Here is a 16088-nt window from a genome sequence, read left to right on the forward strand (position 1 = left end):
GTTGTGCCGCTACATACTGCCTCAAAGTGCAAAAAAACGCACCGTAATTATTGCGCCAACAGAGACTTTCGTTGTCACAATTGATGACACCCCACAAGCGGTGAACGAAAACCTGAATATTCAGGCCTTCGCCCACAGGTCTGCCTGTCAGACACTTTTCACTGCAATCGGTTCACCCTGCATGCGTTTCCGCATTGTACGCTTGGTCCGGTCAATAACATCACCGGCTAACTGACCACAGGCGGCATCAATATCATCGCCACGCGTTTTACGCACGATGGTGGTAAAACCATACTCCATTAGCACCTTGGAAAAACGGTCAATGCGGCTGTTGGAGCTACGGCCATAAGGTGCCCCAGGGAACGGGTTCCAGGGAATAAGGTTAATTTTACATGGCGTATCTTTCAAACATTCCGCCAATTGATGTGCATGTTCAGTACCGTCATTAACATGATCGAGCATGACATATTCAACTGTGACACGCCCCTGGTTGGCATTTGATTTTTCCAGGTAACGGCGCACACCTGCCAGAAATGTCTCAATATTGTACTTTTTATTAATCGGGACAATTTCATCACGGATTTCATCTGTTGGCGCATGCAGCGATATTGCCAGCGCTACATCAATCATATCGCCCAGCTTATCCAGTGCAGGCACCACACCTGATGTGGATAACGTTACCCGGCGCTTGGATAAGCCAAAGCCAAAATCATCCAGCATGATTTCCATGGCAGGAACCACGTTGGTCAGGTTGAGCAGTGGCTCGCCCATTCCCATCATTACCACGTTAGTAATTGGGCGCTGGCCCGTGACTTTCGCCGCACCAATAATTTTAGCGGCACGCCACACCTGTCCGATAATTTCAGATACCCGTAAATTACGGTTAAAGCCTTGCTGAGCGGTGGAACAGAATTTACATTCCAGTGCGCACCCAACCTGTGAGGAAACACACAGTGTAGCCCGGTCATCTTCAGGGATATACACGGTCTCAACACGCTGGCTGCCAACCTGAATTGCCCATTTAATTGTGCCATCAGAAGAGCGTTGTTCTTCAGCAACTTCTGGTGCGCGAATTTCAGCGACAGCTTTAAGCCGGCCACGTAACACTTTGTTGATGTCGGTCATTTCGTCAAAATCATCACAGCAATAGTGATAGATCCACTTCATGACTTGATCCGCGCGAAACGGTTTTTCACCCATTTCAGTGAAGAAAGCACGCATTTGTTGGCGGTTGAGATCCAGCAGATTGATTTTGCCGGTATTTGAATTTGACAAGTCAGAAACGGTGACGGTTTCAGGTACGGTAATCTGTTGTGACATAAAGTTTTCCGGCCTCGTTGTTACACGTTATGGCCCCAGGTAAATGAGTAAATAGATACGCCCCGGGTGAGCAGGCTCGCTCATCCGGGGCGCAGCATTGTACAAATTCTCTGCCAGTGATGCTACGCCTTAACGCATCACAGCACAAATAAAGGCAGTAATTAACGAGTGCGCGGGCACACTTCGCCTTCGGCAAAGAAAAATGCAATTTCGCGGGCAGCAGACTCAACAGAATCTGAACCGTGAGTACCGTTTTCAGTCAGGCTGTCCGCGTAATCAGCACGCAGTGTACCTGCCAGTGCGTTTGCCGGGTTAGTGGCACCCAGAATTTCACGGTGACGGCGTACTGCGTCTTCACCTTCCAGTGCAGAAACAACAATAGGGCCAGAAGTCATAAACTCAACCAGGCCATCAAAGAACGGCTTACCATCATGCTCAGCATAGAAACCGCGCGCCTGCTCTTGAGTCAGGTGCACCATTTTAGTGGCAACAATTTTCAGCCCGGCGGTTTCAAAACGCGCAAAAATACTGCCAATCACATTCTTTGCAACAGCGTTTGGTTTGATGATAGAAAAAGTACGTTCAATTGCCATGCTTACCTCTGTTTGTTCTCTAAAAATGCCAGGGAAACCCGGCAACAAAGTGGCGCAGATTATAATGACCTGTTACCGCCTTGCCTATGGATAAAGGTAACATTTTTTTAAAATAAGCTGCGTTTTAGCAACAAACCCACACAACCTGATGACCTTGCCATTCATTTGGGCAGCAAAGTAAAGTGCGCTGCCGCAATTTGCCCGCTGTCATCCATTACCAGCACCTGGTATTCCCCTGAATGCTTCAAGGACAAAGTCACATGATTACCCTGTTGTGGCAGGGCATCACCATTCAAAAACCACCACTGTTCATGCCCGCCGCCCTGCGTGGAGAGTGGCATACTCAGCATCGTCTGCCCTGCAGGTGGTTTCACCATAGCGCCATCACGGACACCGAGCAATAACAGTGGGCTGAGGTTTGTCTGCATTACTGGCGGGCACTGGGTGGATACTGCTGGCAAACGCATGTCACGCCGCTCCCTTGCCGGTAACCAGGGCTCCAGTGGCAACGGCCACAACAGCAATGTTGCCGGATGTGCATCTTTGCAATCTGCCCCAACACGTAACCCTTTTGAGTTCAGCCAAAGGCGCTGCACTATACCTGAAGGCCCTTCCTGGCCGGGAGCCAGTAAGGTTGGTGGTTGGCTGTCATTCAGTAACCAGGTGAACACCCGCCGACGGCAATTACTGTCACCTTCAGGCAGGCTCTGGCCGCCAGGCCAACAAATAGTACCGGATGTCACACTACCTGGTCTTGGGTCTGCAGGCTCACGGTTTTGTGCCAGGCCTGTGTTTGCCCTGAGCAGAGTGTTAACCTGGTTCATCACGGGTACGGCACTGGCAAAGCCATACTGCCCGGCAACCGGCGTCGCATCCGGACGCCCGGTCCAGACACCAATCAGGTAACGGGGCGAAATACCAATTGCCCAGGCATCGCGGTAGCCATAACTGGTGCCCGTTTTCCAGGCAAAAGGCGCAACGGCAGGAAGTGCGGCATCTGGCAAGGGTTGTTCTTCTCCGCCCAGGATGCGGCGAATTATCCAGGCTGAACCGGGTGACAATAACCTCCGTTCAACCAACGGCTGCTGTGGCTGCAGGCGCAACCTGGCAACCTTCCCTTCACGGGCGAACGCGCTGTAAGCAGAGACCAGTTCATCCAGCCGGGTTCCTGCCCCACCTAAAATTAATGACAAATTCGGTTCCGCGGCGGCGGGAAGGCGCAGATTTAACCCTATGTTACGCAAATGACCAGCAAAGTTTTTCGGCCCCAGAGCATCCAGAACCTGCACTGCGGGCAGGTTAAGCGAGCGAACCAACGCTTCACTCATGCTTACCGGCCCATTAAAGTCGCTGTCAAAATTTCCCGGGCGATAATCGCCAAAGCGCCGGGGTACATCCTGAAGTAATGAACCGGGGTGTATTAACCCTTCATCCAACGCCAGGCCATACAGAAAAGGTTTCAGTAATGAGCCCGGAGACCTGACTGCCCGTACCATATCAACATGGCCAAACCGACTGTCATCGTTTAAATCGACCGAGCCCACCCAACCGCGCACTTTCATGGTCTGGTGGTCAACCACCAGAATCGCCAACGATGTTTTCGGTGGCAGGCGGTGTTTCCAGTTGAGAGCCAGGGTTTCCAGTTGGCTCTGCAATGTGGCATCAATCGTGGTGACAATCCGCTGGTGATTGTCCTGGGTCAGCAAGTAACGCGCCAATAATGGTGCAAGTTGCGGGCTTTGCCGGGGCGCAAGCCATACAGGTTCCTGCATAGCTTCACGCACCCGTTTGGCAGACCAGATATGCTCTGACTGCATTCGCGCCAACACTTTATCGCGCGCTTTTTGTGCGCGTTCAGACCAACGGTCCGGGCGTAACCGGCTGGGAGCCTGTGGCAACACAGCCAGTAATGCGGCCTCTGCATCTGTCAGATGTGCTGGCGATTTGCCAAGGTATGCCCAACTGGCTGCGCCCACCCCTTCCAGCGTGCCACCAAAAGGTGCACGGTTGAGGTAAAGTGCCAGTATCTGCTTTTTGGAAAGATGCCATTCCAGTTGCAACGCACGGGCAGTTTGAATCAGTTTACCAGTGATTGTACGGGGTTGCGGGTCTATCAGGCGTGCCACCTGCATGGTCAGCGTACTTCCCCCTGACACCACTTCACCATTGCGAACCCATTGCCAGGCTGCGCGAACCAGGCTGAGCGGATTCACGCCAGGATGATGCCAGAACCAGCGGTCTTCATAATTGATTAACGCTTCCAGATAACGGGGGGAAACTTCATCGGGCTCTACCGGATAACGCCAGACTCCGTTTTCATCCGCAAAACGCCACAGCGGGGTGCCGTCTTCTGTCACCACAATACGGGCAGGGCGAACATTGTGTAATGGCAAAGGACAAAGCCTGTCCGCAAGCAACAAACCAGCAATTAGCAAGAAAAAGGCGGCCAGGCAGCCGCCCCACAGTTTCCAGCAAGTTTTATATTTTCCTGGTGGCATCAATCAGGGCACCACATGCAACAGGCCCATCGTATTTCCTGTACTGCGCCACTGCGGCACATACATAGATTCAACCTGAGGCACTGGTACCTGGTAAACACCTGGTGTCACCGCACGGGCAAGGTAGACCAGTGTTGAATGTTGCCCTTCACTAAGGGCCATTGCCGCAACAAAACGGTCATCACGGAACTCAATATGCTGAATATCTTCCTGTTGCATCTGGTTAATCAGGTTTTGCACCTGTGAACCATTCTCACTGAGCGAGGCCGAACTGCTTGCCAGGTTTTGGTTTTCCAGCTCCAGCCCGGCGGGGAGTAAATCAACCACCAGTGCATCAGGAACACGTTTATCCGCCCAGACATCAAGCCATACCAGCACTAATTCACCACTGTGCAAATTACTGAGTGAGCGGGTGTTGCCCTGCGTATCCAGGTAATGGTGCTCAATGTGTACCACATTACTGTAAGGTGCAGGTGATTGTTCAGGGTAACCAGTGCTGTCCATACGCACCCACAGTGGCGCGGTTCCCGTGTTAGTAAGATTCAGAGCAGATTGCTGGGCCGCCGACAGCACAGAAACCTGGTCAGTTTTGCCTGACAGGGTATCACCGTTCTGGTTTTGTACCTTCCAGCCTGCTCCTTGCTGTGCGGTATTATGGGCTGCCAGGAACAGCGCATTATTTTCCTGAGTTGACAACCAGGATTCGCCCCATGCCGCCTGAGAAAGAGCTGACAGTAAGGCAGGCTGCTGGTTTTGCATCAGGTTATTTTCTTCCAGCAGGCTTAATACCAGCGCTGCATCACGCACCGGGCTACCGTAATCACCTAACCAGGCATGCGTCTTACGGGGCATAGCTATACCACTTAACAGTGCCTGCTCACCACGCTCTGTATCCCCCATGCGTTTGAGCGCAATGCCCAACTGCACCAGTGACAAACCAGATGGCGCTGCAGCACGTTTATCCCACAGAGTCCGCAGAGCACCCAACGGTGCTTTCTGCTGGCGGGACAACACCAGAGCCGCATAGCTTTGTACCACGAAACGGCTGGCTGCCAGGTTATCACTGTAGCGCACACTAATCATGCCAGGGTCTTGCAGGTAACGTAATAACCGGTTATTGGCTTTCTCCAGAGCGGCAACTGGCACACTGTAACCTTGCTCACTGGCGCGAATCAGGAAATCAGTGGCGTAAGCGGTAAGCCAGTATTCTTCCGCACTGTCTTTGCTCCACAGACCAAAGCCGCCATTTTCTAGTTGCATTTCAATCAGATGAGCGATACCGCTTTCTACTGCCTCCCGACGTTTTTCATCACTTGACGTTTTGATGCCCAGTGACTGTAACTGCGCCCGGTTGGTATACAGCGACGGGAACAATCCACTGGTGGTTTGTTCAAGGCAGCCATAAGGCCAGGCATACAGTTCGCTGATATAACGGGCCAGATTCAGCGGCGGCTTTCCACTTATCAATAATTTACCTTCCAGTGTTGATGCCGATAATCCGTCCAGCCAGCCTGCAGGCAAGCGCCACTGTTCACCCGGCATCAACTGGGTTCCGGCACTGATAGTTTGTGCAGGAAAAGCAGGACGCACACCAATTTTCCACTGTTTGCTCAGCGGATTGAACGTTTCGCCGGGCAGAGAAATACCGCTAATCGTCACATCCAGCACACCATCGCCATAGCCCTGTCCGGCCTGAACCGGAACAGACAACGCGGTACGTTGCTGTGGTGCCAGCGCCACACTTTGTGTGTTCCCGGCATCCAGGCTGAGCAACCCACTGGCTGCAAAATTGATATTTAAATGCTGGGGCTTGTCGGTCAGGTTGGTGAGATCCAGCATCAGGCGGGAGTGATCGCCTCCGGCCAGAAAGCGCGGAGTACTGAGCTCAGCCACCAGCGGTGCGGCAACAACGACTTTACTTTCGCTACTGCCAAAGCGGTCAGCAGACCACACCTGCGCCATCAGACGCAGTTCACCATTAAAATCTCCGATGGGTAAAGTGACCGTACCTTCCCCTTGTGCATTCAGCGCCACCGGTTGGGCCTGCATGGCAATAATGTTGACGTGATTCACTGGCGGCTTACCACCACGCTTCAGGTCGTCACCGTCACCACCGAACTTCAGTGCCGCCATGCGGCCCTGGCCTTCAATCACATTGCCGTAGATATCATAAATATCGGCGCCATACCGTTTACGGCCCAGGAAGGCCTGCCATGGGTCTGGCGTAACATAGTCAGTGATATTCAGCACACCACTGTCTACAGCGGAGAGCAAAACGTAGATTTTATCCGGCAAAGCACCGTTGGCAGATTTGGCCTGTACCTTCACAGTAAGCGGCTGGTTGGGGCGCATTTTAACCGGTGCCTGCAACGCCACATCCAGGCGACGGCTTTGGTCACCCAGTGGCAAATGAAGCAGGCCAACTGCACGTTTTGGGGTAAGTGCCTGTGTTTTGTCGCCAGGACGGACGACCAGAGCACTGAGATAGAGGTCGTGGCGATGCCAGGTTTTGTCTACCGGAATACTCAGATCCATGCCATCGGCGGGAACATCAATGGCCTGCCACCATAGTGGGCCATCACTGGACTCCACCATAATATATCCCTTCCCGGCTTGTGGCGCTGCCAGATGCAACTGAATAGTGTCGCCAGGTTGATAAGAGGGTTTATCGATTTTCATCGTCACGCGGTCCGGGCGCTGGGCACCGGTGCCGTCACTGTTATCCTGCCAACTGTAACCGGCCCAGAAACGCACGCTACTGAGGTTCCCCTCCGGGTCTTTCACTTCAAGACGGTAAGATCCCCAGCTTACCGGGAAGCTCACTTTGCCGGTTTCACCAGCAGCAAGGTTCAGGGTTTGCTCCCCTTCCACCAGGTCTTTCTGATCGTAGCGCGATGTCCAGCCATCGTCTTCGGACCAGTTCCAGTAATAATCCCGGCGCTCGCGAATAAGGCGCACTGCCAGCCCATTCACTGCCACACGCGTGCCATCAGGGCGGGCATAAACAATATCGAACCCGGCCTGACTGTTCTCATCAACTACCGCCTGGCTGGATTCAGTGCCAGTGCGGTAATCGTAAGTGCTTTTTTTAGCGAACTGCGGGCGAATACCCGGTAACACATCTGCCGGCCAGACAGCCTGTTCACGCTGGCGCGTAACCGGGCGGCCACCTGATTCCAGCAGGCTTGCCTGGAAAATCACTTTTACTGGCGAAGTGGTATCACTCCACTGGCTGGTTTCAGAAATATCTACCCGGCCAGTGTTATCCAGTGTGGTCTGGACTTCATCAAGGCTGCGGCTGAGGTTTGCTTCACTAATGTTGCCAAATTCAAAACCGGGCAACGCAGGAACGGCATCCCGTAATGGGCGCAAGAAGAGTTTCCCTTGCAGGGTGTTACCCGAAGCCGGAGCACCATACAAATAGCGCCCCTGAACACGGAATACCGCATCAGCTCCCGGAGCCAGAGGCTGTGGCTGGACATCCACACGCAACGCCATGCGTTCAGGCATAAAATCTTCAACCTGAAAATCCCAGCTTCGTGCCTGGTTATCGCCCACATTGGCGCGCAGATGCCACTGGCCGGTTAATGCATTTTTATCCAGAGTGACACGGTACTGGTACAGGCCGTTTTGCGGCTGCAAAACAGTGGTGCGCGCTACCTGCCCGTCAGGACGCACGATGTCCAGTTTTATGGGCTGGTCTGCCACAGGTTTACCATCACTGTCACGCAGTAACCCATTGATGACAACAGTCTCTCCTGGGCGGTAAAGGTCCCGCGGGCCAAACATGAAAAACTGTTTGCTGTAACCCGGTTTGCCACCAATGTTGAACTCGGCAAGATCCAGCGCTGGCTGGCTCAAATCGAGCATTGTGGTTTGCCCGTCATGTTTTGCCAGTAACAGTGCAGCACCGTCCGGGGTTTTCAGGCTGGCGTGGCCCTGACTGTCCGTAGTGGCATTCGCCAGTACCTGGCCTTTTTCATTGAGCAACTGAATATCAACGGACTGTTGCCCGCTGCCGTTTTCCAGGCTTTGCGTGAAAATGTCCATTTGCTGGTGATAACGGTGCAGTGACAGCCCGATATCACTCAGGGTAAATAATGTTGCCGGGTTACTGTAGTTGTAATGCCCCGCCGGGTTCATAACTGCAAGGTAAACACCGGGCTGCTGTAACGGAGTGATATCCCCAAGCGGCAGCAGCAGTTTTTCCCGGGTATTGGCTGCCGGGTTGAGTTCAAACCGCCCGGTATACACCAGGTCTGCCATTTTCAGCAGCGTGTCTGATTCCCAGTTACTCAGGCTGTTACGGTATTCCCACTGGCTGATAAATGCCGCCAGAGACTCCGGTTTTACCCGGTAGAAATTAACGTCAACCTGACTGATATTAAGTGCCATTACTGGCAGGCCTTTTACCACTTTTGTCGGGAGCAGTGAGCCACGGCTGGCAAAACCCACAACCGGTTCAATATCACGCGTGGTTAGTGAAGATTGCCAGCGTTTCCCAAAAGCCTGGCCATTAATGTCTTTCAGACCTGGATCGAGAGTAATGGTTAATTCACGGCGTGGCTCAAGGTGACGCAGGCGTAGTTCAGTTAAGTTATCTGATAACTCCCAGGCACCGTCCACTTTCCCTTTTTCTTTATCCACTACATGTGCAAACCGGGAAAAATCCTGGTCAGGGTCGAGTGGAACGGAGAATGTCAAAGCCAGAGTGCTGGCTCCGTCGAGCTGAATTTCAGAGGAATCCTGGAGTGTAAACGGCTTTCCGGCACTCGCTTTCGCCAGTTTTTCCCGTTGCGCAGCATCCGCTTTTTGTTCCTGAGGGGCAGAAACGTGTGACTGCGGCACTGAACCTGACGCAGGCGTTGTATTATCATCGCAACCACTTAGGGCGCTGAGGGCGCAGAATAAGGCGGCCACACAAGCATAGCGGACATATTTCATGAGGATATCCCTGGCCGAAAAAGGCCGGTAAAAAAGATAAACCAGTATTATGCTAAAGATTCGCTTTTTGCCATATCCCTGGATTCGGTATGTTAGCCCGGTCAATGTCATGCGCATGTTGGTTGTAATTACGCACGTAAACGCCGAGAATTAACCGATAAATGATTAAAGGAGGCCAACATGAGTACTGTTTTTTTTGTCACCCCTGAGTGGCTTCTTGAGCACCTGGACGACCCGGAAGTCCAGGTCATTGATGCCCGCATGGCAGCCGTGGGCAATGAAAAGTGCGATATACAGCAAGAGTATCTGGCAGGCCATCTCCCCAACGCGCCTTTTTTTGATATTGAGGCATTATCTGACCACAACAGCCCGTTGCCTCACACTATGCCACGCCCGGAAACCTTTGCGGTTGCGATGCGTGAACTGGGTATTCATCAGGATAAACACCTGGTCGTTTATGATGATGGCAGCCTGTTCTCTGCACCGCGGGCCTGGTGGATGTTGCGGGCATTTGGCGTGGAAACTATTTCGATTCTGTCCGGTGGTCTGGCCGCATGGCGCAAACAAAATTTGCCACTGGAAACGGGCGTAGCGTCTCTTCCAGAAAGCGATTTTGATGTCCATTTCGACCCGGAGGTCATGAAAAACGTCACGGATGTGTTGCTGGCAAGCCACGAAGGCACCGCCCAAATTGTTGATGCCCGGGCAGCTGCGCGTTTCAACGCAGAAGTTGATGAACCCCGTGCAGGTTTACGCCGCGGGCATATACCGGGCTCGTTAAATGTGCCCTGGGGGACTCTGGTTGAGGATGGCAAATTAAAAGCGCCGGAAGAGTTAGCCGCAATATTCACTCGCGCAGGTGTGGATTTTGGCAAGCCGATTATTGCCAGTTGTGGCTCTGGCGTCACTGCCGCGGTGATTGTGCTGGCACTGACTTCACTGGATGTGAATGGTGTATCACTGTATGACGGTTCATGGAGTGAATGGGGCAGCCGAACAGATTTACCGGTTGAACCCTGAGTTAACAGATTCCCCCGGCGGTTTGTACCGGAAACCCTGCCGGGGTGATTTTGCGCAGTGATTTACAGAATACGCTGTGTCTTCAAATCACGCAGGAAACTGCCCCAACGCCGCTCATAAAAAGGCGTCAGGTGGGCCAGCATAAAGTGGCTGATTCCCGCTTCGCCTTCAGCGACCAGGCAAATGTCTACCGGCTCATCGCCCGTAAGCGTATCGGCAGCCACATCCCCGGCTTCATAGATGATAGGTTCAATATCCCCTTCTGCTTCAATACCAATCAGGTAATTACCCGCCTCTTCAGGTGACTCTTTCAGCGTGCACAGAAACGCGCGTTTAACCTGGTTATGGTTTTTAAATAACGTAGTCAGCGATTCAACTAACTGTGCCGGTGGGTTTTCCACAGCAGAAAGTTGCAACTGGCTGCCACCTTCCAGCACCGTGTGCTCTGCCAGTGGTGAGCCTTGCTCACTTAACAAGTGGCGGATTTCGCCGGGCAGGAACTCTTTCCCGGTTGGTAAACGAGCATTCAAAAACAGGGTTTCTCCCAGGGTCATCTCAAACAGCACTCTGGCAGGCATAACAATGAAAGCCTGCTCGTGAGCCACTACCTGTTCGAGCGCCTGTACAGAAGTAAAAAACGGAATCACGGATGTGCCGTCTTCTTTTTCCCAGTGCTGCAGATCGACTACAGAATCTGCCGTAATCACGGCTTCATCAGGCGAAGAGCCCGGCACCCAAACGCTGGCATCAAGTAATTCACGGAAAAATGCCGGACGCCATGCTGGTTCGGTCGCAGCCTGTTCCAGCAATGTTTCCAGTTGATTTTGAGAAGTAGGTTGAGATTGGTTATCGGCCATCGTGCTTTTCATCAAGTACAGGGAAGAAAGGAGCCAGGGAGAATACCCTCAGGCTCCGGATTACACAGGCAGCTCAGTCGTTGGTCAGCAGATTAGCCAGTGTGCGCACACCAATCCCGGTCGCACCAGCAGACCACAGATCAACGGCAGACTTACGGTATGTCGCCGAGCAGTCGATATGCAACCACCCCTGTTGGTAGTTTTCGACAAAATGCGACAGGAAGCCCGCAGCCGTGCTGGCACCCGCTGGGGAAACGGCTCCGGCAGTGTTATTCAGCTCGGCAAAGTTGGATGGCAACTGATGGCGGTGGATCTCCGCAAGCGGCAAACGCCAGAAAGCTTCATTTTCCGCAGTTGCACTGGTCATCAGTTTACTGACCAGTGCATCGTCAAAGCTCAGCAGTGCATGGTAGTCGTTACCCAACGCAGTTTTCGCCGCACCGGTTAATGTCGCGCAATCAATAATCAGCTCTGGCTTTAATGCGCTGGCATCAATCAGGCCATCGGCCAGCACCAGACGGCCTTCGGCGTCAGTATTCATCACTTCAACCGTTTTACCGTTGCGGTAGCGAATGATGTCACCCAGTTTAAACGCGTTACCACTCACCATATTGTCTGCGCAACATAACAGCAGTTTGACGCGTTTTTGCAGGCCACGAGTAATTGCGAAAGCGAGTGAGCCCGCCACCAGCGCGGCACCACCCATGTCAGACTTCATGGAATCCATAAAGCTGCTTTGTTTCAGGCTGTAGCCACCAGAATCAAAGGTGATGCCTTTACCCACCAGGCAGGCATATACCGGAGCGTCTGCATTTCCTGTCGGGTTAAAATCAAGAGTCAGTAACACAGGTGAACGCGAAGAACCACGGCCAACTGTGTGGATACCGGCATAGTTCTGTTCACGTAAATCTTCACCTTTAGTAATACGGTAGCTCACCTGGTCACCCGCCACATCCACTAATAAATCAATAGCACGGGTTGCCAGTTGTTCCGGGCTCAGGTCTTCTGCTGGCAGGTTAATGGTGTCACGCACCCAGTCAATAATCTTGAGGCGATTATTAAGCTCCTGCTGCTCTGCTTCAGGAAGCACCGGCCATGCAACATTGTGCACACCTTTTGGCGCACGGTAGCCCATCCAGAACGCCCAGCTTTTTTCAACATCCCAACCTTCGCCAGCCAGAGCGACCTGTTTAAATCCAAGGCCATCAATTTTGCGACCAGCGCGTTGGATCAACGCATTATCATTGTTGCCGGTTAAATGCAGGGTGATTCCTTCATTATTGATGCTGTACAGTGCTTTTTCGCCCCAGCGCGCATCGGCGGGTGTGCCGGACAGCGTGATGTTCATCACTTCAGTTGTCATTGTTGGTATCCTTAACACTTTGTGTAACGATTCACACAAAAAATTGGCCGCGAACAGACGCAAAAACGGGCCGCTAGCTGCAGCCCGTACCTGGTATCAATCCGCTTCATCCAGCCAAACCAGCAGAATGGCTTCAAGAATTTTTTCATTGGATGCACTGGGATCATCGTCGAATTCATCCAGTTCGCAAATCCACTGATGCATATCGGTAAAGCGTACCGTCTTCGGGTCAACATCCGGGCGGCTGTCGTACAGTGCTTCACCAATTTCACGGCTATCGGTCCATTTTAACCCCATGTCGTTCTCCTGTTAGTGTTCACGAGCATGGTTAATGGTATAGCGCGGGATCTCAACCACCAGGTCTTCATCCGTTACTTTCGCCTGGCAACCCAGGCGGCTTTCTGGTTCCAGACCCCAGGCCTTATCCAGCATATCGTCTTCATCTTCACTGCTTTCTTGCAGGGAATCAAAACCTTCGCGCACAATGCAGTGGCATGTAGTGCAGGCGCAGGATTTCTCACAGGCATGTTCGATTTCGATGCCGTTGCGCAAGGCAACGTCAAGAATCGTCTCACCCGTCTGTGCTTCCAGAACTGCACCATCCGGGCAAAGATCCTGATGAGGCAGAAAAACAATCTTAGGCATATTAAACCTCGTCGACGGAATGGCCTTTCAACGCCCGACGAATGGAGGCATCCATCCGGCGCGCAGCGAATTCCTGGGTTTGCTTATCAACATTTTTTATCGCATTTTCAATGGCGTCAGGGGAATTTCCCTGAGCGGCATCCTGCAGTTGTGCTGCTGCAGCATCTATCGCCTGGCGCTCTTCTTCATCCAGCAAGGCACCATCTGCATCAAGAGCTCCGGCCAGGCTTTCCAGAACACGGGCAGCTTCAACCTTTTGTTCTGCCAGCATGCGGGCGCTGACATCCTGCTCAGCAAAGCTGATGGAATCCTGGATCATGGACGCAATTTCACCATCAGACAGGCCGTAAGAAGGCTTGACCTGAATCGACGCTTCTACTCCGGTCGATTTTTCCATTGCGGTTACACTCAGCAGGCCGTCAGCGTCTACCTGGAAAGTGACGCGAATATGCGCACCACCAGCCGGCATTGCCGGGATACCCCGCAAGGTGAAACGAGCCAGTGAACGGCAATCACTTACCAGCTCACGTTCCCCCTGCAAGACATGAATCGCCATTGCTGTCTGGCCGTCTTTAAAGGTGGTGAACTCCTGGGCGCGGGCCACAGGGATTGTGGTGTTACGCGGAATGACTTTTTCCACCAGGCCGCCCATCGTTTCCAGACCCAGCGACAAGGGGATGACATCCAGCAACAGCATTTCGCTGTCAGGTTTGTTACCCACCAGAATATCTGCCTGAATCGCTGCGCCAACTGCCACAACTTTATCCGGGTCGATTGAAGTCAGCGGGGTTCGGCCAAAAAACTCACCTACCCGTTCACGCACCAGTGGTACACGAGTGGAGCCCCCCACCATCACGACTTCCAGCACTTCACTGGCATCGATACCGGCATCTTTCAACGTGCGGCGGCATGAGAGTAAAGTCCGTTTAACCAGTGCGCTAATCAGTTCGTTAAATTGTGAACGCGTAACTGTGCCCTGCCAGTCGCCAATACGCACATCAGTTTGTTGCGCGTCGCTCAGGGCTATTTTAGTGGCAATCGCCGTATCCAGCACCTGGCGTTGCAGGCGGCTATCCAGCGGAGTATTCAGACCAGCCTGCTCACAGAGCCAGTCTGCCAGCAAATGGTCGAAGTCATCACCACCCAGCGCGGAATCCCCACCGGTTGCCAGCACCTCAAACACGCCGCGATTCAGGCGCAGAACAGAAATATCAAAAGTACCACCGCCCAGGTCATATACGGCAATTACACCTTCCTGGCCGGAATCCAGACCATACGCAATCGCCGCAGCTGTAGGTTCATTCAGCAGACGCAGTACATGCAAACCCGCAAGGCGGGCTGCGTCTTTGGTTGCCTGACGCTGAGCGTCATCAAAATAAGCCGGTACAGTAATAACCACACCATCCAGCTCGCCATTAAGCGTTTCAACCGCCCGTGCCGCCAGTGCTTTGAGAATATCAGCAGAAACCCGTACCGGGTTCAGTGCGCCTGCCGGAGTAACGATTAGCGGCAGGCTATTTTCACTGGACTGGAATTGATAAGGTAAATGCGGGTAGCGAGTCTGAATATCACTCAATGAACGGCCCATAAGGCGTTTTACTGAGCTGATGGTATTGGCAGGGTCTTGTGCGGCATTTGCACGCGCTTCCCAGCCAACCAAATGTTGTGTGGCGCTATAGTGCACCACTGATGGCAGCAAATGACGCCCTTCATGGTCAGCCAGGGTTTCGGTTTGCCCACTACGGACCGTCGCCACCAGCGAGTTTGTGGTCCCCAGGTCAATCCCCGCAGCCAGCTTACGCTGATGCGGCGCAGCACTCATGCCGGGCTCACTGATTTGTAATAAGGCCATGTTAAGCTTCCAAATTCATCACCAGGGTTACCAGGTGGTTGATGGTTGCCGGAAAACACCAGCATCAAATATCGAGCAATTTTTCTTCGAGTTGTTCGGCCTGCGAGCGCAGTTTATCGAGAAAACGCAACTTACGCACACTGTCTGCAGCGTTATCCCACTGCCCGGCATCCAGTAACGCCACCATCTCTTTATGGCGCAAATTATACATTTGCGTAGCGCGTGCTAAAAACGCTTCCAGACGAACCTCATCACGTTTTTGCTCAATGTCATCCAGTTCTTCACGTAATTCCAGTTGCTCCATCAGAAACGCGGTATCACGCACCGTATGTTGTTCACTTGCCAGGTCAAAGCCATGCAAGGACAAAATATATTCTGCCCGGGAAAGAGGATGACGCAGGGTCTGCCACGCCTGATTGATGTTGGCGGACTGCTGAACAGCCAGTAATTGTTCCGCTTGTGGGCGGCTGGCGAATTTATCGGGATGAAACTGACGCTGCAGTTCCTGGTACCGGTCCGCCAGTTGACTGCTGTCGAGCGAATAACTTACCGGCACCCCAAACAGGGTAAAGTAATCCATAAACGTTCCGGAGTTTGCAGACTAAAAGCAATACCCCACAGCAAACATGTCGCTATGGGGTCGGTGGAAGGTGCGCTGTCAGACGTTAAAACTTTCGCCGCAGCCACACTCATTTTTCACGTTAGGGTTAGTGAATTTAAACCCTTCGTTCAGGCCTTCTTTTACGAAGTCCAACTGAGTGCCATCAAGAAAACGCAGGCTTTTCTCGTCGACAACCACTTTGACGCCTTTGTCTTCGAATACCACATCTTCTGCGGCCGCCTCGTCAACAAACTCCAGTACATAAGCCATGCCGGAGCAACCCGAGGTACGCACCCCAAGGCGCAAGCCAAACCCTTTTCCGCGGTTAGCTAAAAAAGTGTTAACTCGAGCAGCAGCACTGTCGCTAAGGGTAATCGACATACAACAACCTCAAT

Annotated in this window: 12 protein-coding genes; 1 reads left to right on the forward strand and 11 read right to left on the reverse strand. The window is 52.7% G+C overall.

Translation table 11 applies throughout. The features are described from left to right. Positions 1-147: 147 nt before the first annotated feature. The 4 genes from MPHASIOC01_RS14135 to MPHASIOC01_RS14150 form a co-directional block, all read right to left on the reverse strand. Positions 148-1320, reverse strand: a complete 1173-nt coding sequence (locus MPHASIOC01_RS14135; RefSeq protein WP_064595980.1) for a bifunctional tRNA (adenosine(37)-C2)-methyltransferase TrmG/ribosomal RNA large subunit methyltransferase RlmN — start codon at positions 1318-1320, stop codon at positions 148-150. Between the two features lie 161 nt (positions 1321-1481). Next, entirely contained in the window at positions 1482-1913 is a 432-nt protein-coding gene (gene ndk / locus MPHASIOC01_RS14140) for a nucleoside-diphosphate kinase (RefSeq protein WP_036116345.1), read from the reverse strand. A 161-nt stretch (positions 1914-2074) separates the two neighbouring features. Further along, the gene (gene pbpC / locus MPHASIOC01_RS14145) at positions 2075-4411 is read right to left on the reverse strand and encodes a peptidoglycan glycosyltransferase PbpC (protein ID WP_353612790.1); all 2337 of its coding nucleotides are present in this window, start codon (positions 4409-4411) and stop codon (positions 2075-2077) included. A 3-nt stretch (positions 4412-4414) separates the two neighbouring features. After that, positions 4415-9355: an alpha-2-macroglobulin gene (locus MPHASIOC01_RS14150; protein WP_353612791.1), complete on the reverse strand. Its 4941-nt coding sequence runs from the start codon at positions 9353-9355 to the stop codon at positions 4415-4417. A gap of 180 nt (positions 9356-9535) precedes the next feature. Here MPHASIOC01_RS14150 and sseA point away from each other — a divergent pair, with 180 nt between their 5' ends. Further along, positions 9536-10375: a 3-mercaptopyruvate sulfurtransferase gene (gene sseA / locus MPHASIOC01_RS14155; protein WP_353612792.1), complete on the forward strand. Its 840-nt coding sequence runs from the start codon at positions 9536-9538 to the stop codon at positions 10373-10375. Between the two features lie 62 nt (positions 10376-10437). Here the strand turns inward: sseA and sseB are convergent, their stop codons facing one another. From sseB to iscA, 7 genes are all read right to left on the reverse strand, one after another. Continuing rightward, the gene (gene sseB, locus MPHASIOC01_RS14160; protein WP_156519014.1) at positions 10438-11232 is read right to left on the reverse strand and encodes an enhanced serine sensitivity protein SseB; all 795 of its coding nucleotides are present in this window, start codon (positions 11230-11232) and stop codon (positions 10438-10440) included. 73 nt (positions 11233-11305) lie between these two features. Beyond that, positions 11306-12595 carry an aminopeptidase PepB gene (gene pepB, locus MPHASIOC01_RS14165; RefSeq protein WP_064595995.1) on the reverse strand — a complete coding sequence of 430 codons (1290 nt, stop codon included), beginning with the start codon at positions 12593-12595 and terminating at the stop codon, positions 11306-11308. A 96-nt stretch (positions 12596-12691) separates the two neighbouring features. Continuing rightward, positions 12692-12892, reverse strand: coding sequence for a Fe-S cluster assembly protein IscX (gene iscX / locus MPHASIOC01_RS14170; protein WP_036116357.1), 201 nt, complete (start codon positions 12890-12892; stop codon positions 12692-12694). A 12-nt stretch (positions 12893-12904) separates the two neighbouring features. Then, on the reverse strand, positions 12905-13240 hold the full coding sequence (gene fdx, locus MPHASIOC01_RS14175; protein ID WP_036116360.1) for an ISC system 2Fe-2S type ferredoxin: 336 nt from the start codon (positions 13238-13240) through the stop codon (positions 12905-12907). Between the two features lies 1 nt (position 13241). Next, complete coding sequence (gene hscA, locus MPHASIOC01_RS14180; RefSeq protein WP_064595998.1) at positions 13242-15092, reverse strand: Fe-S protein assembly chaperone HscA; 1851 nt, start codon at positions 15090-15092, stop codon at positions 13242-13244. Between the two features lie 64 nt (positions 15093-15156). Further along, entirely contained in the window at positions 15157-15672 is a 516-nt protein-coding gene (hscB, locus tag MPHASIOC01_RS14185) for a co-chaperone HscB (RefSeq protein ID WP_064596000.1), read from the reverse strand. A gap of 78 nt (positions 15673-15750) precedes the next feature. After that, on the reverse strand, positions 15751-16074 hold the full coding sequence (gene iscA, locus MPHASIOC01_RS14190) for an iron-sulfur cluster assembly protein IscA (protein WP_064596003.1): 324 nt from the start codon (positions 16072-16074) through the stop codon (positions 15751-15753). Positions 16075-16088: the final 14 nt, after the last annotated feature.

Origin of the sequence: Mangrovibacter phragmitis, from assembly GCF_040429585.1 — a bacterium.
GTDB classification, from domain to species: Bacteria; Pseudomonadota; Gammaproteobacteria; order Enterobacterales; family Enterobacteriaceae; genus Mangrovibacter; species Mangrovibacter phragmitis.